The following is a 23,618-nucleotide window of genomic DNA, read 5'->3' as shown; positions in this document are numbered from 1 at the left end:
ACCGAGAGTGGAAATATTTTTTGAAGCTCTGACCTGCGGCGTCAAGCTTTTGGACAGCTTTTGGCAAGGCCTGCGGACGGAAGCATGCGATAGCGTAATGGTATTCTCTCCGCCGTGATGGTTATGGGGTTGGCCATGCTCGATAAAGGAAAACATTTTCCGCAGTCATATGCAAGGATGCTATTCTCGGCCGTTGGAATTCATCAAGATGGACAGCTGCTTATAACAATTGATCCTTGGGATGAACGCCGTGCGCGTGAGCTTATGCAGGAAGAGCTCATGCTTCGTCTTTACAACCACGTGTATGCGGATCCGGTCTATTGGAATAATCTTGGGGTTGAAGATCGCATCTTTCAGCTGGCATCCGCTATTGCGGTCGTTGAATCGGATGCTGTGTTTTGCGGATCGACAGCAGCGCTGCTCTACGGCATCGGCTCGGCGTATACGCTTCTGGATAAAGTGCAAGTGCTGCTGCCACGGTCTACAAGGCGTGATACGTATGAGTTCGTTGAATACAAGCGCTGGCGCCCGGGCGAAGTGTGGCGGCTAGGTCCTTTTACACTGACGGATCCGTGTCGAACGGTTGTTGATATCGCTCGAACGAGCGCCTTTCGCTATGCGCTGGGCTATGTCGATGGCTTGGCCCGTGAGTACGATGTCGAACGCGAAGAGCTGCGAGCATATGCGCAGGCAAATTGTCGAGGGCTGCATGGCATCGCGCGTGCTTTTGACGTTTTTGAGTATATGGACGGCAGGTCAGACAATGGCGGCGAGTCCGAGGCGAGAGCAGCGATGATTCTCGCTGGGGTTGCCGCGCCCGAGCTTCAAGTTGAGATAACGCGACCGGGAAACGCTGGCTATTATCTAGCAGATTATGGCTGGCAGATGCCAGACGGCTCATGGACGCTGGCAGAGCTGCATGGGCTAGGCAAGTTTGAAGACGAGGGTCAAAATGATCCAGAGCGGGCGGCGGCAAAAACGTATCGAGCGGCCCTCATGCGCGACGCGAACCTTCGCGCCATGGGCCACAACGTCATTCATTTCAAACTCTCGGACACCTACGACGTAGAATCGTTCGGTGCCATGATGCGCGGTTACGGCATTCCGACAACAAAACCCTACGCCGAATCCCGATAGCGAAATCGTTCGCGGTCCACCTTCAATAAGTTGCGGTGAAATACGGACTGTTGAGGCCTTTAAAGGCATGAAACAGTCCGTATTTCACCGCAACTTAGGAGGGGATGGGGTTAGCTGCGGGGGCGGTGGCGGAGCTTGTCGATGGTGGAGTCGGTGCTTCGGCTGCGGGCTTCGGCGGCGCGGTCGCGGGCGTCGGCGGCGGTTTGGCGCTGGCGGCGGTAATCGATCATGCCTTGAATGATGGGCTTGCCAAAGCTCACGACATCATCGTTGTAGATGGCGGTTCGGGCTGCGAGGAGGCAGTCGGTAAAGTCCATATGGGTCTTGCCAAAGAGTTTGACGGCGAGGGCGACAACGGTGGGCTCGTCGACCATGACGTCATCGAGCAGCCTTCTCATGGCCGTAGCAATCTCAACGCGGGGAACCTTTTAGACGTCGCGCAGTGTGACCACGACGCGCGTGATAATCTCGGGGTAGACGCGAGCGGTGCGCGTGGCGATGACCTTGGCGGCGCGCGGTGACAGAACTTCGTCGTCGTCAAGCAGGTAGCGTAGGATGACGGTCTCGTCGATGATGGTGCTACTCATGGATATCTACTTCCTCGGGACCCAAAATCGAATCGTCGCATTCTGTAGCAAGGTACTCAATTCAGGCATTGCGCTCCTCGGAGCGGCGATTGGGGTCCCCATATGCTTTGAGCGATCCATAGGCGGCGGTGCCGTCCTTTGAGCGCACGGCGACCGGCTGAAAGGGAAGCTTGCGCATCAAAATGCTTTGCGCGACAAATAGACGGACAGCCTCGGCGAGCGATGTGCCCATGGCGTCGTAGAGGCGCTCGGCATGCTGTTTGTCCTCTTCGCGAATGCGCACCTGCAGGATGGCTCGTTTTTGCGTCGATGACATCACTGGCCCCCTTAATGAGCGTGCAACATGAATGGTCAATTACAACATTGGCTAATAATAGCCAATCTTATAACCACTGCTTTATTGCACTCAAGTAAATGAGAGCGAAATAGATATCAAACGTATTACATCCTTTATAAACGAGCGTGAAATCTCCCTTGGATGTACGCACGTAATACACTCACCTTTATAGCTTCTAGAGAATAATTCCAACCTGCCAAAACCCCTGCAATACACCCGTATTGCAGGGCCTATGCTCAAGTTTGCCCCCTGCAACTGCGTATATTCAACCTGTATACCGTTGGAGAAATTCTACCGAGTGCCTGTTTCGCCGCATGCATTCGATACGCCGACGCCAGGCCACGGGCGGCTTGGGGCAACGTCGACAGGGTCTCTCCGGCATGGGATTCAGGAGGGAGTGAACAACATGGGCAATAAACGAGTCGTAGCCGATTCCTCGCGCTGCATTGGGTGCCAAACCTGTATGGCGGCGTGCATCGAGGCACACGATATTCCCGGCAACATCGCCGCACCTCGCTTGCGTGTGACGCGTACGTACGAGATCTCCGCACCGGTGGCTTGCCATCACTGCGAGGATGCCCCGTGCGCGAAGGCCTGTCCTACGGGCGCCTTGTTCTTTGATCCAAAGAACCATCGCATCGGCGTCAACGAGGACAACTGCATCGGCTGCAAGAGCTGCGTCATGGCATGCCCCTTTGGCGCCGTGAGCGTGGCGACCACGCAGGTCCCCGTCTTGATGGGCGACGTGCGCGTGGGTTCGCAGACTAAGAGCTTCGTGCTCAAGTGCGACCTGTGCGTGGACCGTCCCGGCGGTCCGGCGTGTGCCGAGGCGTGCCCGACCAAGGGCCTCACCTTGGTAGACGAGGAACGCCTGGCAGAACTGACTGCCGAGCGTGCCCGCGCCACCATCGAAAACGAGGCGTAAGCGTCGGACGACAGACCCAATGATTGTCAAATAAGTACCGAGCATTCGGTAGCAGAGAAAGGAAGGAGGGTGTCATGGAGAAGCATAAAGTGATCTGCCCGTACTGCGGCGCCGGTTGCCAGTTTAACCTCTTGGTCCAAAACGGCCAGGTCGTGGGCACCGAACCGCTCAACGGCATCACCAATCAGGGCGAGCTGTGCCTTAAGGGCATGAGCGGCTACGACTTCATCAACGACACCAAGATCTTGACTCCTCGCGTACTGCACCCGATGATCCGCCGCACTAAGGGCGCGGATCTTGAGCGCGTAAGCTGGGACGAGGCACTGGATTTCACCGCATCTAAGATGCAGGCCATAATTGACGAATATGGTCCTAACGCTGTCATGACCACCGGCTCTTCGCGAGGCGGCGGCAATGAGGCGAACTACGTCATGCAGAAGTTTACGCGTGCGTGCATCGGCACCCACAGCGTAGACAACTGCGCCCGTACTTGACACGGCCCTACTGTCCTCGGTCTGATGGACACGGTTGGTTCAGGTTGCATGTCATGCTCCATCCCCGGTATGGAGGATGCGGGCTGCATTTTCCTCTTCGGCTATAACCCTGCCGATTCGCACCCCATCGTCGCAAGGCGTATCGTGCGAGCCAAAGAAAAGGGTTGCAAGATCATCGTCGCCGACCCGCGCCATATCGAAACCGCGCGTATCGCCGATCTCTACCTTCCGATCAAGAACGGTTGCAACGTCGCGTTCCTCAACGCCTTTGCTAACTGTCTGGTCAACGATGGCCTCTACGACAAGGAATTCGTCGCCGAGCACACGAACGGCTTTGACGAGTGGTGGGAGACCATCAAGAACTACACTCCCGAATCCGTACAGGACATCACGGGTGTCGAGCCCGCGTTGATCCACCAAGCCGCCGAGATGTACGCCACGGCGAAGCCCTCCGCCATCATTGGCTGGGGCATGGGCGTATGCCAGCAGAAGCAGAACCTGAAGACGGTGCACACCATCGCCTCCATCGCCTGCGTTGCCGGCCAGATCGGCAAACCCAATTCCGGCCTCGCGCCCGTGCGTGGTCAGAACAACGTCCAGGGCTCCTGCGATATGGGCATGCTGCCTAACCTGTACCCTGGCTACCAGAAAGTCACCGACCCCGCCGTGCGCGCCAAGTTTGCAAAGGCTTGGGGCGTGCCCGAGGAAAAGCTCCCGCTCGAGGAGGGCTACAAGCTCACCGACCTGGGCCACCTGGTCGACGAGGGCAAGGTGCACTGCTTCTACAACTACGGCGAGGACCCGGTGCAGACCGAGCCCGATTCGGCCGGTATGCGCAAGACGCTCTCCGAGCTGGACCTGTTCATTTGCCAGGACATCTTTATGACGCAGACGACCATGCTCGCCGACGTCATCCTGCCCGCTACCTCTTGGGGCGAGCACGAGGGTGTCTTTACCGCATCCGACCGTAGCTTCCAGCACTTTGACGCGGCTGTTCCGCCCAAGGGCGAGTGCCGCCACGACTGGGAGATCTTCGCGGACCTGTCCACGCGTATGGGCTATCCCATGCACTACGACAACACCGAGCAGATCTGGAACGAGTGCATTAGCCTGTGCCCCAACTTTGTGGGCGCGACCTACGAGAAGATGGCTCCCGAGGGCGGTTACGCCCAGTGGCCGGTCAAGAGCACCGATGTGAACGACCACGGTACGCCCGACATGTTCGCTGGTGGCAAGTTCACCACCAAGGACGGCCGCGCCAACCTGATGGCGCACGACTGGGAGGCGCCCTCCGAGCTTCCCGACGATGAGTACCCGCTCATCCTGTGTACCGTCCGCGAGGTCGGCCACTACAGCTGCCGCTCGATGACCGGCAACTGCAAGACGCTGGCGCTGCTCGCCGATGAGCCCGGCTTTGTCCGCATGAATCCCGCGGACGCCCAGGCGCGCGGCATCAAGAACGGCGACATCGTCTCGATTCACAGCCGCCGCGGCCAGGTATACAGCCGCGCCGACGTGAGCGATCGCATCAACAAGGGCACGGTCTACATGACCTATCAGTGGTGGATCGGCAAGTGCAACGAGCTGACCATTCACAAGGTCGACCCGGTCTCGCACACGCCCGAGGACAAGTTCTCCGCCTGCCAGGTCGACGCTATCGCCGACCAGGTCTGGGCTGAGGGCGAGGTCGAGCGTCAGTACACCGAGCTCAAGCAGGCTCTGGTGGACGCCGCCGCTCCCCAGGACGTTGAGCCTGGCGCCGCCAAGTTCGACGACGAGACGCACGTGAACCAAATCGTGTAGTCCCGTTCTCGTTGGCTTTTTGGGCCGGGCGTCCCGTACGTTCGGGAGCCCGGCCCGTTATTTTGAAAGGAAGTGGGGATGAACCGCTTCATCGACATCAACCCGGAGAGGTGCATCGGCTGCGGAACATGCCAGTCCGCCTGTGCCGACGCCCACCGGATGCAGGGTCTTCAGGATACGCCGCGCCTGGCGCTCGTGAAGACCGGCGGTATTTCGGCCGCCCTTGCCTGCCACCATTGCGAGGGTGCTCCCTGCGCCGAGGTTTGCCCGGTGAATGCCATCGAGCACGATGGCGATCGCATCCACGTCAAGGAGCAGGAGTGCATCGGGTGCAGGCTGTGCGCCATCGCGTGCCCCTTCGGAGCCATCCATCCCGATGGCACGTCTATCGCCGGTGTCGCAGGCATGTGCGACCCGACGCCTTCGTATCCTAAGTCCCTGAGCAGCCTGCTTACGTGGGCTCCTGGCCAGTACACCTGCGCCGTCAAGTGCGACCTGTGTGCCTTCGATCCGGACGGCCCGCATTGTGTGGCGGCGTGCCCCACCAAGGCGCTGACCGTCATGGGCGGCGCGGCCGATCGCGAGCTCGACGAGGCCAAGCGCCTGCGCTCGATCGAAAACGGTCCGGTCGTCGACGTTACCGCTGTGGCCCAGGGCCTGTCCGAGAAAGCAGAAGGGAGCGTAAACAATGGATAGCATGACGCTGTTTATCGCATCGCTTGCCGTCTCGTGCATCGGTGCGCTCGCCTCGGTTCTGCTGATCAAGGCCGATAACGCCGCCAAGACCGCCGGCTGCCTGATCGGCGCCGTCGCGGCCGTGCTGTCGTTCATCGCGGGCCTCGAGGCCGTGCTTGGCGACGTTTCGTCCCTCAACACGGTCTTCTTTTTCCCGTTCGCCCGTCTCGAGCTCTTGCTCAACGGCCTTGCGGGCCTGATCGTGGTCCTCATCTCAATCCTCGCCTTTGCGGGCTTCATCTACGGTCTGTCCTACTTCGATGAGTACCCGGGCAAGGTCGGGCGCGCCGGTTTCTTCATGAACACCTTCGTCGCCTCGATGATGCTCGTCATCACCGCCGACAACGTGTTCTGGTTCCTGGTCGCCTTTGAGCTCATGTCCCTTACGAGCTACTTCCTTGTCGTTATCGAGGAGAACAAGAACTCCATTAGGGGCGGTTGGCTCTACTTCGTCATCGCGCACGTGGGCTTTGTCCTTATCATGGCGAGCTTCCTGCTCATGACCAACGGCGTGGGCGGTTCCTTCAGCTTCAGTGATTTCCGTACGCATGACTTTGGACCCGCCGTCTCCTCCGCGTGCTTCGTCCTCGCGTTCTTCGGATTCGGCGCAAAGGCCGGTATCATCCCGCTGCACTCCTGGCTGCCCCAGGCGCACCCCGAGGCGCCGTCCAACGTGTCCGCCCTCATGTCCGGCGGCATGATCAAGATCGGCATCCTGGGAATCCTCAAGGTCGGTCTCGACCTGCTCGCGGGTTCGGGCGTCCAGCTCTGGTGGGGCCTCATGGTCCTGGTCTTCGGATCCATCTCGTCGGTCCTGGGCGTCGTCTACGCCCTCCACGAGCACGACATTAAGCGCCTGCTGGCCTACCACTCCGTCGAGAACATCGGCATCATCTTGCTCGGTGTCGGCGCGTCCATGACGGCGCACGCCCTGGGCAACGACGTCATCGCGACGATCGCGCTCATGGCCGCCCTCTACCACACGCTCAACCACGCCATGTTCAAGGGCGAGCTGTTCCTCGGCGCGGGCTCCCTGCTCTATGCCACGGGTACGCGCAACATGGAGAAGATGGGCGGCCTGTTCCGCCGTATGCCGGTCACGGCCGTCTGCTTCCTCATCGGTGCCCTTGCCATCTCGGCTATCCCGCCGCTCAACGGCTTCGTTTCCGAGTGGTTCACCTACCAGTCCCTGTTCAACATCTCGACGCTCTCCGACCCGGTCGTCATGGTGTTCGCCGTCGCCTCCGCGGCCGCCCTCGCCATCACCGGTGCCCTGGCCGTCACGTGCTTCGTGAAGGCCTACGGCGTCTCGTTCGCGAGCAGCCCTCGTTCCCAGGAGGCCGCGAACGCCAAGGAGTCCCCGGCTCCGATGTTGTTCTCGCAGATGCTCCTCGCGGCCATCTGCGTGGTGCTGGGAATCGGCTCTCCCGTCATCGCCCCGGTTCTGGGCGACGTCGCCCAGAGCGTGCTTGCCGGCTCTGCCATCACAGCCACCTCGGGCGTGTCTCTGGTGAACGAGATTTCCGGTGCCGCCACCTCCACCCCCGCGATCGCCATCGCGCTCGTGGTCCTCACCGGCCTCGCGTTCGTGTTGAGGTCCTGCCTCGGCACCAAGGCCCCCGCTAAGAAGACCGACCCTTGGGCGTGCGGCTACGAGCCCAACGAGCACATGCCCGTCGTCGCCACGAGCTTCGCGTCAGACGTAGAGCTCTTCATGGGCCCGCTCTACACCCTGCGCGAGGTATGCACCAAGATCTGCTGGTCTATCGCGCACGTGTTCCAGAAGCTCACCGGTGTCGCCCAGGGCGTTGAGCCCCTGCCCGACCGCTTGCTGGTCGATGCACCGAGCGAGGGTGCCGATAAGCTGGCCGGCCTCGCCTCCAAGATCGAGGGCGGCAACTACTCCGTATACATCTGCTACATCGTCGCGGCGCTCGTGGTCTTCCTCGTGCTCGCCGTGGTCATGGTCTAGAGAGGGGAGAGGATATTATGAACATCGTTCTTGCGATAGCGCAGGGCCTCGTGGTCATGCTGGTCGCGCCCTTCTTCTCCGGCCTCGCCCGTGTGATTCGCGCGAAGATGCACAATCGCCGCGGTCCGTCCATCCTTCAGGATTACCGGGACCTCGCGAAGCTCATGGCGCGTCCCGAGTCCGTGAGTTCCGACTCGAGCTTCGTGCTGCGCATCATGCCGCCGCTGTTCCTCGCGGTGTCGTTCATGCTCGCCATGGGCCTGCCCATGTTCACGCTCGAGAGCCCCATGCCCGTCTTTGGTGACGCCATCACCATCATGTACGCGCTCGCGCTGTCCCGCTTCTTCTTCGCGCTGTCCGGCGTGGATTCCTCCAACGCCTACGCGGGCTTCGGCGGTATCCGCGAGCTCCTCATGAGCGTGCTCATCGAGCCGTCCATGCTCATCGCGCTGTTTACCGTCGCCATCGTGTGCGGCTCCACGGACATTGCGACCATGGGTCAGCACATCGTTACGGGCAACGTCTCGAGCGTCGTCGCCGTCATCCTCGCCGGCGTCGCCTTCGCGGCCGCCTGCTATATGGAGCTCGGCAAGCTTCCGTTCGATCAGGCCGAAGCCGAGCAGGAGCTCCAGGAGGGCCCGCTCGCCGAGCTCTCCGGCCCGTCCCTGGCCATGATGAAGCTCGCCATGGGCATGAAGCAGGTCGTGGTCGTCGCTTGGTTCACCTCCATCTTCATCCCCTGGGGAGAGCCCGCGACCATCGGCGTCACCGCTCTCGTGGGCGCCGTCGTCTTCCTTGTCAAGTGCCTGGTCGATTTCGTTGTCTGCGGCGTGCTCGAGAACTCCGTTTCCCGTTCGCGCTTCAAGGTGCTCGGTAACCAGACCTGGGCCGTCGTCGGCATCGCGGTCCTCGCGTTCGTCTTCGTCGTCGTAGGCGTGTAGGGAGAAGGGAGAAACTATGTCAATCGAATCGAGCTTGTCCCTCTTTGCCATGGTGGCGATCGCCGTCCCCATGCTGGGCTCCCTGCTCATCGTCATGCTGCCGCGTCCCTACGCTAAATGGATCTGCGCCTTTGCCGGCGGCATCGCCACGGTCGCTTCCGTTGGCTTGGCCGCGACGTTTGCCGGAAACGGCATGAACGCGGTCGATGTAACCTGGGCGAGTATGGGCCAGACCTTGGTCATGGGCTTCATATTCGACCGGATGAGCACGCTGCTCGCACCCGCGTTCGTCGCTATCGGCCTGCTCGTCGTCATCTATTCGTTCCCGTACATGAGCGATAAGAACAAGGAGCATCCCGACGCGCCCCGTCGCCGCTTCTACGTGTACTTCTCCACGTTCATCGGCGCCATGGCCGGTCTCGCCTACAGCTCCACCATCGTCGGCCAGCTCGTTTTCTTCGAGATCACCGGCGTGTGCTCCTGGGGCCTCATCAGCTACTACATGACGCCCACGGCCAAGAAGGCCGGTATGAAGGCGCTCATCATCACCCATATCGGCGCTCTGGGACTCTACATCGGCGCGGCCTTCCTGTTCGCCGGAACCGGCACGTTCGCGCTGGGCGCGATCTCCCAGCTCGATTCCGGTATGAAGACCGTCGTGCTGCTGCTCATCCTGTTCGCCGCTTGGGCCAAGTCCGCCCAGTTCCCGCTCTACATGTGGCTGCCCTCCGCAATGGAGGCCCCCACGCCCGTTTCCGCCTACCTCCATGGCGCGTCCATGGTGAAGGTCGGCGTGTGCGTGTTCGCCCGCGCTCTTGCGAGTGCCGGCGATATCCCCGAGATCGTCGGTTGGGTCGCCATCATCGACGCCGTCGTGACCATGCTCTTCGGCTTCCTCATGTACCTGCCCCAGAAGGATATGAAGCGCCTGCTCGCCTTCTCGACGATCGCGCAGCTCGCCTACGTGTTCTTCGGCCTGGGCCTCTCCGTGTTCGGAAGCCAGATGGCGTTCAACGGCGCCGTCGAGCACATCTTCAACCACGCGTTCACCAAGACCCTGTTCTTCCTCATCGCCGGCTCCCTCAGCTTCACGCTGGGAACCCGTATGTTGCCCAAGATCCAGGGCCTCATGAAGAAGTACCCGGTCACGGGCGTGGGCTTCGCGGTCGCCGCGACCGCTATCGCCGGCGTGCCCCCCATGAGTACGTTCTTCTCCAAGTTCCAGATTATTTCCGGTGGCTTCGCGGTTGGTGCTTCCAACACGGTCATCTTCGTCCTCGTGTGCGTCATGGTCGTCGAGACCGTCGCCACCTTCGCATGGTTCCTGCGTTGGATGGGTAAGGTCCTGCCCGGTGAGCCGAGCGAGACCGTGGCCGCCGGCCAGCCCCTTCCGCGCGCCATGGCGTTCGTGTTCGTCGTCCTCATGATCATGGTCGTCGTCGCCGGTCCTCTGTCCTCTAGTTGGATGGGTTAGGAGGTAGGACATGGGTTATTCGTTAGTCAATATCCTGGGCGGTCTTCTGATCGTGACCTCCACCATGGTGGTCGTCTCGAAGACCATCCCGTCCGCCATTAAGTGGTACGCGATCCAGTCGGTTGTCCTGGTGGGCGTGCTGCTCACCCTGGGCCTCACCACCGGTGCCACCGAGCTTCTCATGTGGGCCGCGTCGGCCTTCGTCACCAAGGTGATCCTCGTTCCGTTCATTCTCAACCGTGCCTACAAGAAGATGGGTTCGCCTGCCGATGGCACGCTGACCTCCTCCATCAAGCCGGCCTGGACCATCATCCTCACCGGTCTGGAGGTGGCCGTCTGCTTCGCGGTGGTCACGCGCCTTAGCCTGCCCACCGCCGAGGTGGCCACTCCGGCCCTCGCCATCAGCTTCGCGCACTTCTTCGTCGGCCTCACGTGCATCATCTCCCAGCGCAACATCCTCAAGCAGATCTTCGGGTACTGCCTTATGGAGAACGGTAGCCACGTGACGCTCGCCCTGCTCGCGCCCACGGCCCCCGAGATCATCGAGATCGGCATCGCCACCGACGCCATTTTCGCCGTCATCATCATGTCCGCCGTCGTCGTGAGGATTTGGAACGACACCAAGTCGCTCGACTCCCACGACCTGACCGAATTGAAGGGGTAGGCCATGGATGTTTCAATGCTGACGGTCGCCCTGCTCGCTTGTCCCCTCGTGTTCTCCCTGATTATGGCTGCGCTCCCCAAGACGACGTCCTACAGCGTCTTTGCGGGGCTCAACACCATCTCCGTCGCGGCGACCCTCGTCCTTTCGGTCGTCACCGCGGGAACCATGCTCTCGAGCGGGCAGAATATCGACGCTTTGGGCCTGTGGCTCCATCTCGATTCGCTCTCGTCGATCTTCGTCCTTCTGGTAGGCATCATCGGGTTCATCACCGGCGTGTACTCCATCTCCTATATCAAGATCGATATCGAGGAGAAGACCATGCCGGCCGAGCGCACCAAGCAGTACTACGCGCTGTTTAGCCTGTTCGTTTTCACGATGCTGCTCGCCTGCCTGTCCAACAACATCATCCTCACCTGGGCGGCGGTCGAGGCCACCACGTTGTCGACCGTGTTCCTCGTGGGCATCTACAAGAACAAGCAGGCGCTCGAGGCGTCTTGGAAGTACGCGATGGTCTGCACCGCCGGCGTGGCCTTCGGCCTGTTCGGCACGCTGCTCATCTACGCGAACGCCGCCGATATCATGCCCAACGCGCATGAGGCAGCCTTCCTCACCTCCATCATGCCCTACGCCGACCAGTTCGACCCGATGCTCGTGCGCCTCGCGTTCGCGTTCATCGTCATCGGCTTCGGCACCAAGGCGGGCCTGTTCCCCATGCACACTTGGCTGCCCGACGCGCACTCCCAGGCTCCGAGCCCGGTCTCCGCGCTGCTCTCGGGCGTGCTGCTCAAGTGCGCCATGCTGGTGATCATCCGCTTCTACTCCCTGTCCATCATCACGGTGGGCGACACCTATCCGCGTACGCTCCTGCTCATCCTGGGCACGCTGTCCATCCTGGTGGCCGCCCTGTGCATCTTTAAGCAGGACGATATCAAGCGCCGCTTCGCGTACTCCTCCGTCGACAACGTCGGCGTGGTCGCGCTGTGCCTGGGTATCGGTGGTCCGCTCGGTATCGCCGCCTGCCTGCTGCACTGCATCTTCCACGGTTTCACGAAGGCGCTCGCCTTCTGCATGGCCGGTAACATCCAGCACATCTACCACACCCGCGACCTGAACAAGATCAAGGGCGTCGTCGAGATCGCTCCCGTCACGGCAGCGCTCACCATCATCGCCCTGCTCGCGCTCGCCGCCTTCCCGCCGTTCGCCCTGTTCATCTCCGAGTTCCTCACCTTCGTGGCCGGCGTCCAGTCCGGTCCCATCTGGGTGGTCGTGCTCGTGGCCATTGGCCTCACCGGCGTGTACTTTGCCCTTACCGGCATCGCGCTCAAGTCCATCTTCGGCAAGGCGCCCGAGGGCATGAAGCGCCACGAGGTGCCCGCCCTCATGATCATCCCCGAGATCGCCCTCGCGATCGTGGTCATGTGGTTCGGTATCGCCACCCCGGTCGCCATCACGAGCGGCGTCGAGGATGCAACGTCCGTCGTTTTGAACCAGAGCGTCGAAGAGCTCCACGAGGCTCCTCTCTACCGCATGGTGTTCAGTTCCCAGACCAAGACAAGCGAGGTGAATTAGCACCATGGCAGAACCTGAAAAGAAGGACTACGCTCGTCGTTGCGAAAGCCACGTCGAGGCCCTGCGCGCCGCAGTGCCGGGCGCTATCGAGAAGGTTGAGTGGCAGTGCGAGGACCAGCTGACGATCACCGTCAAGCTGGACCGTCTGCCCGAGGCCGTCCACTACCTGTACTACGAGCGCTACGGCTGGATTCCCGTGATTGTCGGCAACGACGAGCGTTCCCTGTGCGGCCGTTACGCCGTGTACTACGTCATCTCCATGGAGGGGGAGGACCCCGGCTGGGTTACCGTGCGTGCCGAGGTCGACCCCGCCAAGATGACGTTCCCGTCCGTGACGCCGTTCGTTCCCGCCTGCGTGTGGGGCGAGCGCGAGCTTCGCGACATGTTCGGCCTGATCCCCGAGGGCCTGCCCGACCGTCGTCGCCTGGTGCTGCCCGACGATTGGCCCAGCGGCCTGTACCCGCTGCGCAAGGACTCCATGGACTACCGCTTCCGTCCCGCTCCCGCGAGCGACATGGAAAACTACGAGTTCTTGGCCGATACCAAGGGCAAGGAGACCACACTCGTCCCCATGGGCCCGTTGCACATTACCTCCGACGAGCCCGGCCACTTCCGCCTGTTCGTTGAGGGCGAGACGATCGTCGACGCCGACTACCGCCTGTTCTACGTGCACCGCGGTATGGAGAAGGTCGCCGAGACGCGCCTGAACTATGACGCCGTGACGTTCCTCGCCGACCGCATCTGCGGCATCTGCGGCTGCGCCCACTCGGTGGCCTATGCCGAGGCCGTCGAGCGCGCCCAGGGCATTCATGTCCCGCCGCGCGCCCAGTACATCCGCGCCATCATGCTCGAGGTCGAGCGCCTGCACTCGCATCTGCTCAACATTGGCCTGGCATCGCACTACACGGGCTTCGACTCCGGCTTCCAGCAGTTCTTCCGCGTCCGCGAGAAGTCCATGGACCTGGCCGAGAAGCTCTCCGGTCACCGCAAGACCTACGGCCTCAACGTGATCGGCGGCGTGCGTCGCGACATTTTGGCCGAGCAGAAGCTCTCCACGCTCACGACCATCCACCAGCTGCGCTCCGAGGTTCAGGAACTCGTCGACATGCTGCTCTCCACGCCCAACTTTATTGAGCGTACGAGTGGCATCGGCATTCTGGATCGCAAGATCGCTCGCGACTTCTCGCCGGTCGGCCCGCTCATGCGTGGCTCGGGCTATGCCCGCGACGTGCGCTTTGACCATCCCTTCGACGGCTACGCCGATCCGGACGTCCAAAAGATGCACGCCGCCACGGCTGACACCTGCGATGCCTTCGGCCGTACCGCCGTTCGCATCCAGGAGGTCTACGATTCGATCGATATGATCGAGACCATGCTCGAGAACTGCCCGTCGGGCCTCATCCTCACCACGGATTGGGAGTACACCCCGCACAAGTACGCCATCGGCGCCACCGAGGCGCCGCGCGGCGAGGACGTGCACTGGGCCATGCTCGGCAACAACCAGAAGTGCTACCGCTGGCGCGCCAAGGCCGCCACGTACAGCAACTGGCCGGTCCTGCGCTACATGTTCCGCGGCAACACCGTGGGCGATGCGGCGCTGATCGTCGGTTCGCTCGACCCGTGCTACTCCTGCACCGACCGCGTGACGGTGACCGATGTCGCCGCCAAGCGCGACCACGTGCTCGACAAGGAGCAGTTCGAGAACGTCTGGCGCGACAAGTCGCCGCTTGCGGGCGAGGGCACCATGGCCGCCCCGCTCGATGAGGAGGCGCTCTAATATGCTGAAGCTTTGGAAGGTTAACGCCAAGGCCGGCGACGCGACGGTCAAGTACCCGTTTGCGCCGTTCCCCACCAACAAGGACATGCGCGGCAAGCCCGAGCACAATGCTGAGCTCTGCATCGCTTGCGGTGCCTGCGGCGTGGCGTGCCCGGCCGATGCCATTCGCATGGACACCGACCTTGCGGCCGATACCATCACCTGGTCGATTGACTACGGTCGCTGCATCTTTTGTGGCCGCTGCGAGGAGGCCTGCCCCATGGAGGCCATCAAGCTCACCGAGGAGTTTGAGCTGGCCGTCATGAGCAAAGACGACCTCACCAGCAAGAGCGTCTACACGCTCGAGCACTGCTCGCGCTGCGGCAAGCCGTTTGCCCCGCACAAGGAAATCGACTACGCCAAGCGCCTGCTGCAAAAGGCCGGCGGCATGGAGGCCGAGCAGGCCGCCCGTACTGTCGGTATGTGCCAGGAGTGCAAGCGCGAGCTCGACGCCCTGCGCGCCGCCTCGGCCGTAAAGACCGGCAACGCTGCCGGCATGGCTGCCAACGAGACGCTTGCGTCCGGCGAGCCCCAGGGCCCCGGCATGGAGTATCTGGGCGGCCACGGCGTGAACCCGGAGTATATCGACCGCGAGCTCAACCCCGATGCGCCCGAGATTCCCGCCGGTCCGGCGCCGGTCGAGGGCATCATCATGGATTTTGAAACGAAGGAGGAATAACCATGGCCGAACCCACGCTTTTGCCCGAGCGGCTTCAGTACCGCCCGACCAAGATCGAGCTCGACGAGAGCATCGAGAAGGCCAAGGCGACCCTTCTTAAGAAGATCAAGCGCTCGGTGTACGTCTGCCGTGTTGACTGCGGCGGCTGTAACGGCTGCGAGATCGAGATCTTCGGTTCCATCACGCCCGTCTTCGACGTCGAGCGCTTTGGCATCAAGGTCGTGCCCTCGCCCCGTCACGCCGATGTGCTGCTGTACACCGGTGCCGTGACGCGTGCCATGCGCATGCCGGCCCTGCGCGCCTTTGAGGCCGCACCCGATCCCAAGATCGTGGTGTCCTATGGCGCGTGCGGCTGCACCGGCGGCATCTTCTACGACAACTACTGCGTCTGGGGCGGCACGGACAAGATCTTGCCGGTCGATGTCTATATCCCCGGCTGCCCGCCCAGCCCCGCGCAGACCGTCTACGGCTTTGCCATGGCACTTGGCCTGCTGGACCAAAAGCTCCATGCCGAGACCACGGTGGAGGCCGCCGGCGAGCAGGCCGATATCCTGCACCCCGGTGTGCCGTACAAGCTGCGTGTGGCCATCGAGCGTGAGGCTCGCGCCATGAGCGGCTACCGCTACGGCCGTGACCTGGCCAACGAGTTTATGGATACGCTCGAGGGCGCGCCCAAGGGCGATATCCGCGGCGCCATGGCGCTGCTCATCGACAAGCAGGATGATCCTCGCCGCGTTGAGGTGTACTCGGCGTTACAGGATCTGGTGTTGGCCGGAGGTCGCTAGATGGAGCTCACGGACCGCTCTGGTTACTTTGCGGGCCCCGGCATGCTCGGCGGCTCTTTTGGCGATGCCTCGCGCGCAAGCGACGAGGCCGCCGAGGGCGTCGCCGACCCCTGCCTGGGCCGTACGCCCGACCAGGTGGTCTTCTATGAGCTCACGCGTAAGTTTGTGGAGACCGAGGAAGACGTTCCCCAGGAGGCCTGCGACGTGCTGTACTACACGCTCGCCGTGGGCCACCACACCGGCGTGCTCGACTGCTTTGAGCCGCGCCTGTCGGTGCCGGTGAACGTGTTCTATTCGCTCGTCGACGCGCTGCCGGAGGGGGAGGCCAAGACCAAGTTCGAGGCCATCCGCTCCTTTGGCGAGTGCCAGCTTGACAAGGCGGCGGTGCCGTCGCTGCTCGAGGCCTGCGACACGCTGCTCGACGAGCGCGGTTTTCGCGGCTCGGCCAAGGCCGGCATCTCGGTGTTCGACGACGACTTTGGCCTGCATGCCCAGCAGGTCGCGTTTCTGATGAAGTTCCGCGATCTGGTTGAGCGCGTGCGCGATGTGTCGGGCGTGTACCTGACGGGAAGGTTGCAGTAATGGGTCGCGTTGTGGATGGACGTGTGAACGGCGCCCCGTTTGCGGGTATCGTGCTCACGGCGGGAAGCGTGCTGCGTGCCGACGATGCCGCCGGCCCCGTGCTCTCCAAAAAGATGGAGGACGCGCCCATTGCCGGTTGGTACACCATCGACGGTGGCCAAACGCCCGAGGACGACATCATCGAGGTCAAGCGCGAGCGTCCGCCTCGCCTGGTCTTGGTCGATGCCGCCGACATGGCGCTGCCCGTCGGGTCTATCCGCCTGCTCGATAAGCGCGATGTGGCCCGCAAGTCGATGTTCACCACGCATTCGCTCCCTTTGTCGATTCTGATCGAGGAAATCGAGCAATCGTGCGAAGATATCGTCTTCATAGGGATTCAGCCGGGCGATACGGAGTTTTACAACCCTATGTCCCCGGAGGTCTTTGACGCCGTCGACGCCGTGTACGACGCCGTGGTCGCCAACGACTTTTCCCACTTTGTCCGCTTGGGACAAGAGCAATAGGAGCGCTTGTCCCTGCTGATTAGGAAAGAAGTGATTGACATGGCAGATTCCAAGGCAGAATATCCCGCTCCCGATTGCCTTGCGCCCGCCGCGATCGAGGTCAAGACCGAGGCCGCCGGCGTGACCAAGGCCAACCTGCCGGTCGCAAAGGCCTTTGTTTTGGCGATGTTCGCTGGTGCGTTCATTGCCTTCGGCGGCCTGTTCTTTACCGTGTTCTTGAGCGATAGCACGCTGGGCTGGGGCGCCCAGCGCGTTGTGGGCGGCCTGTGCTTTTGCCTGGGCCTGGTGCTCGTGCTGGTGTGCGGCGCCGAGCTGTTCACCGGTAATTCGCTTATGGTCTGCGCGCTCAAGAGCAAAAAGATCACGCTGGTCCAGATGCTTAAGGCCTGGGTCGTCGTGTGGGTCGGCAATTTTGTCGGTGCTCTGTTCATCGTCTTTTTGGTGTACATGGCCGGCATCTATAAGCTCAACGGCGAGGCGGTCGCCAACTCCATGGTGAGCGTCGCCGCCGGCAAGGTGACGATCGACTGGGTGACGATCTTCTTCCGCGGCATCCTGTGCAACATCTTTGTGTGCCTGGCCGTGTGGATCGGTACCGCCGGCAAGACCGTGGTCGATAAGGTCGTTGGCATTCTGCTGCCCATCGCAGCCTTTGTGGCCTGCGGTTTTGAGCACTGCGTTGCCAACATGTACTTTTTGCCCATGGGTGCCGTGATGCATGCATGCGGTTATGGTGCCGAGGTCGCCGGGGCCGATGCACTCAACGCCGCGGGCATTGCGTTTAACCTGTCCGCCGCCACGCTGGGCAACATCGTGGGCGGCGCGGTTCTGGTTGCGCTCGGCTACTGGTTTATCTACGCCAAGAAGTCCGAGGCGTAAGGTACCGTCTGTTTGACGTCGGGCCTCCCGCGGGGCGTTGCCGTGCGGGAGGCTTTTTTGGTCTGGGGCTCGTTGCCGGGCTGTTGGCCTGTTCTGTTTGGCTGGTGAAAGGGGTAATCGAGATGGCATCTGCTGTGAAGCGTGACGGTCGCGCCGTGGTGACCACATGCGGGGGATGCTATGCCGATTGCGCCTTTGCGGCACGCGTTGAGGACGGTCGTGTGGTGGCCGAGTTGCCGGTGCCGGGGCATCCATGCGCGGCGCGTGCCCTGTGCGCCCGCGGGCGGCATCGCCTGTCCATGCCGTTTGCTGAGCGCGATCGGATTTTGCATCCCATGCGCCGCCGAGCTGATGGCTCGGGGTTTGATGCGATTTCCTGGGATGAGGCGTTTGCCCAGATTGCCGAGTGTCTTTTGGGGATTGTTGACGAGCGCGGGCCCCGTGCGCTGGGCATGACGCTCGGCGTGCCCTCGTTCGACCGCTACTGGGGCTATCGTCTTATGCACGCGCTGGGTTCGCCCAACGTGTACGGTGCCGACGGTGCCTGCGAGGTAAGCCGACTTACCGGCTGGGAGCACAGCCTGGGCTACAGTCCCGCCTCCGACCTGGCGCATACCGATTGCATTATGTACCTGGGGCGTTCCATTGTCGATTCGTCGACGATGGGGGCCGTTGACGCGCTCAACGATGCCCGTCGCCGTGGGGCGAAGATTATCGTGGTTGACCCCCGGCGCAGCGGCTCGGCTGCACTTGCCGACCGCTGGTTGCGCGTGCGCCCGGGCTGCGACTTGGCGCTGCTGTTGGGTATTGCGCATGTCTTGATTGCCGAGGACCTGTATGACCACGAGTTCGTGACCCGCTATACCACGGGTTTTGACGAGCTGGCGCAGGCGGCCCGTGCTTGGACGCCCGAGTGGGCCGAGTCGATGTGCGACGTGCCGGCCGCAGAGATCGCCGCCACGGCGCGCGATCTAGCTGCGGCCGCGCCTGATGCCGTGGTGGACGCCGGCTTTCATGGCGGCATTGGCATCGCGTATGCCAATAGCACCCAGACCGCGCGCGCTATCTGCTTGGTCGATGTGCTGCTGGGCTGTATTGGACATGTGGGCGGCGCGCTCAATCCACCCACACCGCTTGCGCTGGGCGACCTTGATCCCGCACGCTTTGCGACGCCGCCGGTGCCGCGCATGTCCAAGCTGGGATCCGAGCGCTATCCACTGGTCGATCCGGTGCGCGGCCTGTGTACGACCATCGGTCAGTCGATTCTTGCCGGCGATTTGCGTGGGCTCATCGTCTATGCCAGTAACCCCGGTGCGGGCTATGGTAATGCACAGGCTTGGTTGGGTATTTTGCAGCAGCTCGACTTGCTCGTGACGATTGATATTCGCTGGTCCGAGACGGCGCGTGCTTCTGACTTCGTGCTGCCCGACGTGACGTATCTGGAGGCCGATCGCGGTGTGGGCACAGTTGTGGGCGCCAACGATGCGCGCGTGTTCTACCGCAATGCCGTGTTGCCCGTGCAGCATGACGACACGCGTCCCGGTCGGGAGATTTTTACCGGTCTGGCGCAGGCGTGTGGCGTGGGCGAGTACTTCCAGTTTACGTCTGACGATCTGGCGGCTGCCCAGGTGGCGCCTTTTGGGATCAATCTGTACGAGCTCAAGGAGCGCGGCTGGGCCGACACGGGTGTTGCGTTGCCGTCGCGTACGGGCGAGCCGGCGATTCCCTTGGATGGCGGCAAAATTGCGCTGGCAAGCGACGTATGGGAACGAGCCGGTCTGGGTCGTGTGCCCAACTGGATCGCTCCCATGGTGGAGCCTGGCCCGGGGATGTTTCGCCTCATTAGCGGCAACCGTCCCTTTGAGTCGCATACCTCGCGAAGGCTTGCAGCCCAAGGTGCCGCTGAGGCTGGGTCGGACCTGGATGCCGTGCAGATGAATGCCGATGCTGCTGCGCACATGGGCATCGCCGACGGCGAGATCGTCGAACTCGTGAGCGATATGGGCCGCGACCGCGCGCGTGTGGAGACGACGCCGTATCTGCATCCGGCGTGCATCTTCACCTCGGCCGCCCCCGGTGGGCGTTCGTTTGACGCCGATGCCGGTGGCGCTCAAGGCTTGGGCGTGGGCCCGCTCGACCATACGCCGTTGCGTTGGGACCCGTTGACGGGTGCCGCGCTCACCCAAGAAAACGCCGTTCGCGTGGAAAAGATTGTCGCGCGCGGGGATAATGACGAGTAATTGACTCAGCTGATGTATTCGACTGATCCACGTTTCTTTTGAAAGGCCGCACATGAGCGATAGCCAGAACATGTCCGATGAGGTGCGCGCCCGCCTGCGCGCCATTCCTTCCGTCAACGAGCTGCTTGCCGAGTGGCCGGTGGTGAAGGCTGCTGGGGAGACCTGCGACGCGGTGGTGCATGCCGCCGTCACGGCCGAGCTCGACGAGGAGCGCGCCGCGATTCGTGCCGGTGCCGCCCCGCGTTCCAAGCGCGAGCTGGCCTCGGCCATCGAGTGGCGTGCGCATCGCTCCGCACTGCCGAGCCTGCGCCCCGCCGTCAACGCCACGGGTGTGGTCATCCATACCAATCTGGGCCGCGCCCCGCTCGCGGAGTCGGCGGCAAAGGCCGTGGCCGAGGTTGCGCGCGGGTACAGCACGCTCGAGTACAGCGTCGACACCTGCTCGCGCGGGTCGCGCAAGGAGCACGCCGCACAGTTGATTCGCTCGCTCACCGGTGCCGAGGACGCGCTGGTCGTCAACAACAACGCCGCCGCGGTGCTGTTGGTGCTGGCGACCCATGCCGCAGGCAAGGAGGTCATCGTCAGCCGCGGCGAGCTTGTCGAGATCGGCGGCAGCTTCCGTATCCCCGATGTTATGGAGGCCTCGGGTGCCAAGCTCGTTGAGGTCGGGGCCACCAACCGCACGCACCTGTCGGACTACGAGCGCGCCATCACGTCCGATACGGCGATGATCCTTAAGGTCCATCCTTCCAACTATCGCATCGAGGGTTTTCACGAGGAGGTGGGTTCTCGGGAGCTTGCGGCGCTTGCTCACAAGCATGGCCTGCTGTTCTACGAGGACCAGGGCTCGGGCGCGCTGTTGCCCGACGACATCTTGGTGCGCGGCGGCGAAGAAACCACGCCGGCTTCGGTTTCGGCAGGGCTCGATCTGGTGTCGTGCTCGGGCGATAAGCTGCTCGGTGCCGCACAGGCGGGCATTATCATGGGTCGTCGCGATCTGGTCCAGGCCTGTGGGTCGCATCCGCTTATGCGCGCCCTGCGCCCGGGCAAGTTGGCGCTCACGGCGCTCGAGGCCACGCTGCGTATCTACATGGACGGCGACGACGTGGCCCATCGTGATATTCCGGTGCTCAGCATGCTTACGCTGCCGCAGGCCCATTTGGAACGACGTGCCCGCAAGCTGCGCGATCGTATGGTCTCCGGGCTCGATAAGGCCGGTTGCCCGTGCGCCGTTCAGGTGGAGATCGTCGAGGAATCGTCGACCCCCGGTGGCGGCTCGCTGCCTACCGTGGAGCTGCCCACGATGTGCGTTGCCGTGCGTCTTGTTGACGAGCGCCTGACGGTCGATGCGCTCAAGCGCTCTCTTGTCCAGGACTTCGACACGCCGGTCGTCACGCGAACCTCGCACGATCGCATTTTGTTTGACGTCCGTACGCTCGTGGGCGATCGCGATATCGAGACGGCGGCATCGACGCTCGCCGCGTGCGTTAAGAAGGCGGTTGCACGATGAGTGAGGTTCAAGCGCTGGTGGAGTGTCCCGTTATCGTTGGCACGGCGGGTCACGTCGACCACGGTAAGTCGGCGCTGATCGAGGCGCTGACCGGCAAGAATCCCGATCGTCTGGAGGTCGAGCGTCGTCGCGGCATGACGGTGGAGCTGGGCTTTGGCGAGCTGGCGCTGCCGAGTGGCAAGATCGTTGGCCTGGTCGACGTGCCGGGCCACGCGCATTACCTGCGCGCCATGGTGCAGGGTGCCACGGGCATCGACGTTGCCGTGCTGGTGGTTTCGGCCGTCGAGGGCGTGATGCCGCAGACCCGCGAGCACGTGCATGTGCTGGAGCTGCTGGGCGTCACGCATATGGTGGTCGCGCTGACGATGTGTGATCTGGCCGACGCCGAGATGACCGAGCTTGCCGAGCTCGATGTCGATGACTTTTTGTCGGGTACCGTGTTTGCGGACGCGCCGATCGTGCCTGTGTCGTCCAAGACCGGTGCGGGAATCGATGACCTGCTGGCTGCGCTCGACGAGCAGGTTGCCGCTTGCTGGGGTGCCTGCCGTGCCCGTGCCGAGCTCACCGATGCCGCACCGCGTCTGCCTATCGACCGCTGCTTTACGATCAAGGGCGCCGGTACCGTGGTGACGGGAACGTTGCACGATGCGCCCGTTGCGGTGGGGGATGAGCTTGTCGTGCTGCCGTCGCGTACGGTCTGTCGCGTGCGCGGGATTCAGGTGCATGGCGATACACCGCGGGCGTTGCCCGGTCAGCGTGTGGCGCTCAACTTGGTGGGCGACGGTGTCGCCGCGCTCGATCGCGGTGAGATGCTCGGCGTGGCGGGCCGCTTTGGCCAGACGATGCGCTTTATGATGACGTTTACGTATTTGGGTCGCGAGGGAGCCAAGCCGCGTGTGCTCGAGTCTGGCGCGCGTGTGCACGTGATGGTGGGTACGGCCGAGGTTGTCGGTCGCATCATGTTCATGGAGGGCGAGGCCCCCATGGCGGTGGGCGAGACCCGTACCGTGCAGGTGCGCCTGGAGGAGCCACTGCCGCTGTGTGCCGGAGACCATGCCGTGGTGCTGTCGTATTCGCCCGTTATGCTCATCGGCGGCGGGCGCGTGCTGCTTTCGCGCTGCCATCGCTCGCGCGAGCTTTCTGCCGGCGAGCGCGCACTGTTTGCGGCGCTTGAGTCCGGCGATACCGCGGGCGGTGTGGGCGCTTGGCTGGCGCTGCAGATACTGCCAGTTACGGCTGTTGATGTTACTGACGCTTTGGATCTTGGTGTCGGCGAGGTCGATGCCGCACTGCGCGGGTTGGTGTCGCAGGGCTCTGTTCGCAAGCTTGCTATGGGTGATGCGGACTACTTGGCGGACGCCGTGGTGCTCGACGCTGCGATGGATGCACTGGCGGCGACCCTGTCAGCCATGCACGCGGCGTCTCCCAAGGAGACGGGCTTTACGCCCGGCGCCGTTGCCCATGCTGCGTGGCCTGCCGCTGATGATGGCGTTGCCGCGGCTCTGATTGCCGAGGGCTGCTCGCGTGGCGTGTGTGCCGCCGAGGGTGCCGAGGTATTCGACCCGCACTCCGCTGCCGCCGCGGCGCGTGTGGTGCGCGAGGCCTGCGAACGTATCGTTGCCTTGCTGAACGAAGCCGGCCTCGATGCACCGACGTTGCCCGAAGTGGGCGAGCAGTTGCAGCTCGATCGCGACACCATGACGCGTGCCCTTCGCGAGCTTTCGCTCAACCGCTCGATCGTGAAGGTCGAGCGCGACGTCGCCCTGTCCGCTGCCGCCGAGGCCCATGCGCGCGAGCTCGCCGCCGCCGCCATTGAGGCAGCCGGCGGCGCTGCCACCACGAGTGTGCTGCGCGAGGCGCTGGGTGTGTCGCGCAAACGCGCCATCAGCATCTTGGAGCACCTGGATGCCGTACGCTTTACGGTGCTCGACAAGGACGCCGGCGGCCTGAGGTCCCTGCGCTAGGCCGGTCACCCGCTCCCGCCTC

At 62.8% G+C, this 23,618-nt stretch carries 21 protein-coding genes; 18 read left to right on the top strand and 3 right to left on the bottom strand.

Features of this window, described 5'->3' with window-relative positions:
• Positions 1-135 precede the first annotated feature (135 nt).
• Positions 136-1,137, top strand: coding sequence for a hypothetical protein (locus tag AB5750_RS01215; protein ID WP_368145226.1), 1,002 nt, complete (start codon positions 136-138; stop codon positions 1,135-1,137).
• A gap of 110 nt (positions 1,138-1,247) precedes the next feature.
• Here the strand turns inward: AB5750_RS01215 and AB5750_RS01210 are convergent, their stop codons facing one another.
• The 3 genes from AB5750_RS01210 to AB5750_RS01200 all read right to left on the bottom strand — a co-directional run bounded on the left by AB5750_RS01210 (position 1,248) and on the right by AB5750_RS01200 (position 2,040).
• On the bottom strand, positions 1,248-1,535 hold the full coding sequence (locus tag AB5750_RS01210) for a hypothetical protein (protein WP_368145227.1): 288 nt from the start codon (positions 1,533-1,535) through the stop codon (positions 1,248-1,250).
• Positions 1,536-1,565: 30 nt separating this feature from the next.
• Positions 1,566-1,724 carry a hypothetical protein gene (locus AB5750_RS01205; RefSeq protein WP_368145228.1) on the bottom strand — a complete coding sequence of 53 codons (159 nt, stop codon included), beginning with the start codon at positions 1,722-1,724 and terminating at the stop codon, positions 1,566-1,568.
• A 61-nt stretch (positions 1,725-1,785) separates the two neighbouring features.
• Positions 1,786-2,040 carry a type II toxin-antitoxin system RelB/DinJ family antitoxin gene (locus tag AB5750_RS01200; RefSeq protein ID WP_368145229.1) on the bottom strand — a complete coding sequence of 85 codons (255 nt, stop codon included), beginning with the start codon at positions 2,038-2,040 and terminating at the stop codon, positions 1,786-1,788.
• A gap of 427 nt (positions 2,041-2,467) precedes the next feature.
• Here AB5750_RS01200 and AB5750_RS01195 point away from each other — a divergent pair, with 427 nt between their 5' ends.
• The 17 genes from AB5750_RS01195 (at position 2,468) to selB (ending at position 23,596) form a co-directional block, all read left to right on the top strand.
• On the top strand, positions 2,468-2,986 hold the full coding sequence (locus AB5750_RS01195) for a 4Fe-4S dicluster domain-containing protein (RefSeq protein WP_022095206.1): 519 nt from the start codon (positions 2,468-2,470) through the stop codon (positions 2,984-2,986).
• Positions 2,987-3,060: 74 nt separating this feature from the next.
• Positions 3,061-5,283: a formate dehydrogenase subunit alpha gene (fdhF, locus tag AB5750_RS01190; protein ID WP_195444593.1), complete on the top strand. Its 2,223-nt coding sequence runs from the start codon at positions 3,061-3,063 to the stop codon at positions 5,281-5,283.
• 78 nt (positions 5,284-5,361) lie between these two features.
• Positions 5,362-5,979, top strand: coding sequence for a 4Fe-4S dicluster domain-containing protein (locus AB5750_RS01185; protein WP_022095203.1), 618 nt, complete (start codon positions 5,362-5,364; stop codon positions 5,977-5,979).
• On the top strand, positions 5,972-7,990 hold the full coding sequence (gene hyfB / locus AB5750_RS01180; RefSeq protein WP_368145230.1) for a hydrogenase 4 subunit B: 2,019 nt from the start codon (positions 5,972-5,974) through the stop codon (positions 7,988-7,990). The genes AB5750_RS01185 and hyfB overlap by 8 nt, the downstream gene beginning before the upstream one ends.
• A gap of 17 nt (positions 7,991-8,007) precedes the next feature.
• Positions 8,008-8,931, top strand: coding sequence for a respiratory chain complex I subunit 1 family protein (locus tag AB5750_RS01175; RefSeq protein WP_055309580.1), 924 nt, complete (start codon positions 8,008-8,010; stop codon positions 8,929-8,931).
• 16 nt (positions 8,932-8,947) lie between these two features.
• Complete coding sequence (locus tag AB5750_RS01170) at positions 8,948-10,405, top strand: hydrogenase 4 subunit D (protein ID WP_368145232.1); 1,458 nt, start codon at positions 8,948-8,950, stop codon at positions 10,403-10,405.
• Between the two features lie 10 nt (positions 10,406-10,415).
• The gene (hyfE, locus tag AB5750_RS01165; RefSeq protein WP_368145233.1) at positions 10,416-11,069 is read left to right on the top strand and encodes a hydrogenase 4 membrane subunit; all 654 of its coding nucleotides are present in this window, start codon (positions 10,416-10,418) and stop codon (positions 11,067-11,069) included.
• A gap of 3 nt (positions 11,070-11,072) precedes the next feature.
• The gene (locus tag AB5750_RS01160) at positions 11,073-12,638 is read left to right on the top strand and encodes a hydrogenase 4 subunit F (RefSeq protein ID WP_035138046.1); all 1,566 of its coding nucleotides are present in this window, start codon (positions 11,073-11,075) and stop codon (positions 12,636-12,638) included.
• Between the two features lie 4 nt (positions 12,639-12,642).
• Positions 12,643-14,415: a hydrogenase large subunit gene (locus AB5750_RS01155; protein ID WP_368145235.1), complete on the top strand. Its 1,773-nt coding sequence runs from the start codon at positions 12,643-12,645 to the stop codon at positions 14,413-14,415.
• Position 14,416: 1 nt separating this feature from the next.
• Entirely contained in the window at positions 14,417-15,133 is a 717-nt protein-coding gene (locus AB5750_RS01150) for a formate hydrogenlyase complex iron-sulfur subunit (protein WP_070097519.1), read from the top strand.
• Positions 15,134-15,135: 2 nt separating this feature from the next.
• Complete coding sequence (locus AB5750_RS01145) at positions 15,136-15,918, top strand: NADH-quinone oxidoreductase subunit B family protein (RefSeq protein ID WP_368145236.1); 783 nt, start codon at positions 15,136-15,138, stop codon at positions 15,916-15,918.
• Positions 15,919-16,500 carry a formate hydrogenlyase maturation HycH family protein gene (locus tag AB5750_RS01140; RefSeq protein ID WP_368145238.1) on the top strand — a complete coding sequence of 194 codons (582 nt, stop codon included), beginning with the start codon at positions 15,919-15,921 and terminating at the stop codon, positions 16,498-16,500. It abuts the gene before it with no gap.
• Positions 16,500-17,003, top strand: a complete 504-nt coding sequence (gene hycI / locus AB5750_RS01135; RefSeq protein WP_368145239.1) for a hydrogenase maturation peptidase HycI — start codon at positions 16,500-16,502, stop codon at positions 17,001-17,003. Before AB5750_RS01140 ends, hycI begins: the two co-directional genes overlap by 1 nt.
• Before the next feature lie 39 nt (positions 17,004-17,042).
• Positions 17,043-17,882 carry a formate/nitrite transporter family protein gene (locus AB5750_RS01130; RefSeq protein WP_368145240.1) on the top strand — a complete coding sequence of 280 codons (840 nt, stop codon included), beginning with the start codon at positions 17,043-17,045 and terminating at the stop codon, positions 17,880-17,882.
• A gap of 122 nt (positions 17,883-18,004) precedes the next feature.
• Positions 18,005-20,122 (top strand): molybdopterin-containing oxidoreductase family protein, encoded by a 2,118-nt coding sequence (locus tag AB5750_RS01125; RefSeq protein WP_368145242.1) that lies wholly within the window; start codon positions 18,005-18,007, stop codon positions 20,120-20,122.
• 52 nt (positions 20,123-20,174) lie between these two features.
• The gene (selA, locus tag AB5750_RS01120; protein WP_368145244.1) at positions 20,175-21,632 is read left to right on the top strand and encodes an L-seryl-tRNA(Sec) selenium transferase; all 1,458 of its coding nucleotides are present in this window, start codon (positions 20,175-20,177) and stop codon (positions 21,630-21,632) included.
• Positions 21,629-23,596, top strand: coding sequence for a selenocysteine-specific translation elongation factor (selB, locus tag AB5750_RS01115; protein WP_368145246.1), 1,968 nt, complete (start codon positions 21,629-21,631; stop codon positions 23,594-23,596). Before selA ends, selB begins: the two co-directional genes overlap by 4 nt.
• Positions 23,597-23,618 lie beyond the last annotated feature (22 nt).

This window comes from Collinsella aerofaciens (assembly GCF_040926185.1).
GTDB lineage: Bacteria > Actinomycetota > Coriobacteriia > Coriobacteriales > Coriobacteriaceae > Collinsella > Collinsella aerofaciens_BC.
Note: the sequence above shows the minus strand (reverse complement) of the source record. Positions and strands in the feature narration are given on the sequence as shown.

Bases quoted from the DNA above. Each gene is read 5' to 3' on its own strand.
- AB5750_RS01205 (WP_368145228.1), bottom strand. From the start codon at position 1,724: ATGAGTAGCACCATCATCGACGAGACCGTCATCCTACGCTACCTGCTT.
- hyfB (WP_368145230.1), top strand. From the start codon at position 5,972: ATGGATAGCATGACGCTGTTTATCGCATCGCTTGCCGTCTCGTGCATC.
- AB5750_RS01130 (WP_368145240.1), top strand. From the start codon at position 17,043: ATGGCAGATTCCAAGGCAGAATATCCCGCTCCCGATTGCCTTGCGCCC.
- AB5750_RS01125 (WP_368145242.1), top strand. From the start codon at position 18,005: ATGGCATCTGCTGTGAAGCGTGACGGTCGCGCCGTGGTGACCACATGC.
- AB5750_RS01185 (WP_022095203.1), top strand. From the start codon at position 5,362: ATGAACCGCTTCATCGACATCAACCCGGAGAGGTGCATCGGCTGCGGA.
- AB5750_RS01155 (WP_368145235.1), top strand. From the start codon at position 12,643: ATGGCAGAACCTGAAAAGAAGGACTACGCTCGTCGTTGCGAAAGCCAC.
- AB5750_RS01170 (WP_368145232.1), top strand. From the start codon at position 8,948: ATGTCAATCGAATCGAGCTTGTCCCTCTTTGCCATGGTGGCGATCGCC.
- AB5750_RS01140 (WP_368145238.1), top strand. From the start codon at position 15,919: ATGGAGCTCACGGACCGCTCTGGTTACTTTGCGGGCCCCGGCATGCTC.
- hycI (WP_368145239.1), top strand. From the start codon at position 16,500: ATGGGTCGCGTTGTGGATGGACGTGTGAACGGCGCCCCGTTTGCGGGT.
- AB5750_RS01195 (WP_022095206.1), top strand. From the start codon at position 2,468: ATGGGCAATAAACGAGTCGTAGCCGATTCCTCGCGCTGCATTGGGTGC.
- AB5750_RS01210 (WP_368145227.1), bottom strand. From the start codon at position 1,535: ATGAGAAGGCTGCTCGATGACGTCATGGTCGACGAGCCCACCGTTGTC.
- selA (WP_368145244.1), top strand. From the start codon at position 20,175: ATGAGCGATAGCCAGAACATGTCCGATGAGGTGCGCGCCCGCCTGCGC.
- hyfE (WP_368145233.1), top strand. From the start codon at position 10,416: ATGGGTTATTCGTTAGTCAATATCCTGGGCGGTCTTCTGATCGTGACC.
- AB5750_RS01145 (WP_368145236.1), top strand. From the start codon at position 15,136: ATGGCCGAACCCACGCTTTTGCCCGAGCGGCTTCAGTACCGCCCGACC.
- AB5750_RS01200 (WP_368145229.1), bottom strand. From the start codon at position 2,040: ATGTCATCGACGCAAAAACGAGCCATCCTGCAGGTGCGCATTCGCGAA.
- AB5750_RS01175 (WP_055309580.1), top strand. From the start codon at position 8,008: ATGAACATCGTTCTTGCGATAGCGCAGGGCCTCGTGGTCATGCTGGTC.
- selB (WP_368145246.1), top strand. From the start codon at position 21,629: ATGAGTGAGGTTCAAGCGCTGGTGGAGTGTCCCGTTATCGTTGGCACG.
- AB5750_RS01215 (WP_368145226.1), top strand. From the start codon at position 136: ATGCTCGATAAAGGAAAACATTTTCCGCAGTCATATGCAAGGATGCTA.
- AB5750_RS01160 (WP_035138046.1), top strand. From the start codon at position 11,073: ATGGATGTTTCAATGCTGACGGTCGCCCTGCTCGCTTGTCCCCTCGTG.
- AB5750_RS01150 (WP_070097519.1), top strand. From the start codon at position 14,417: ATGCTGAAGCTTTGGAAGGTTAACGCCAAGGCCGGCGACGCGACGGTC.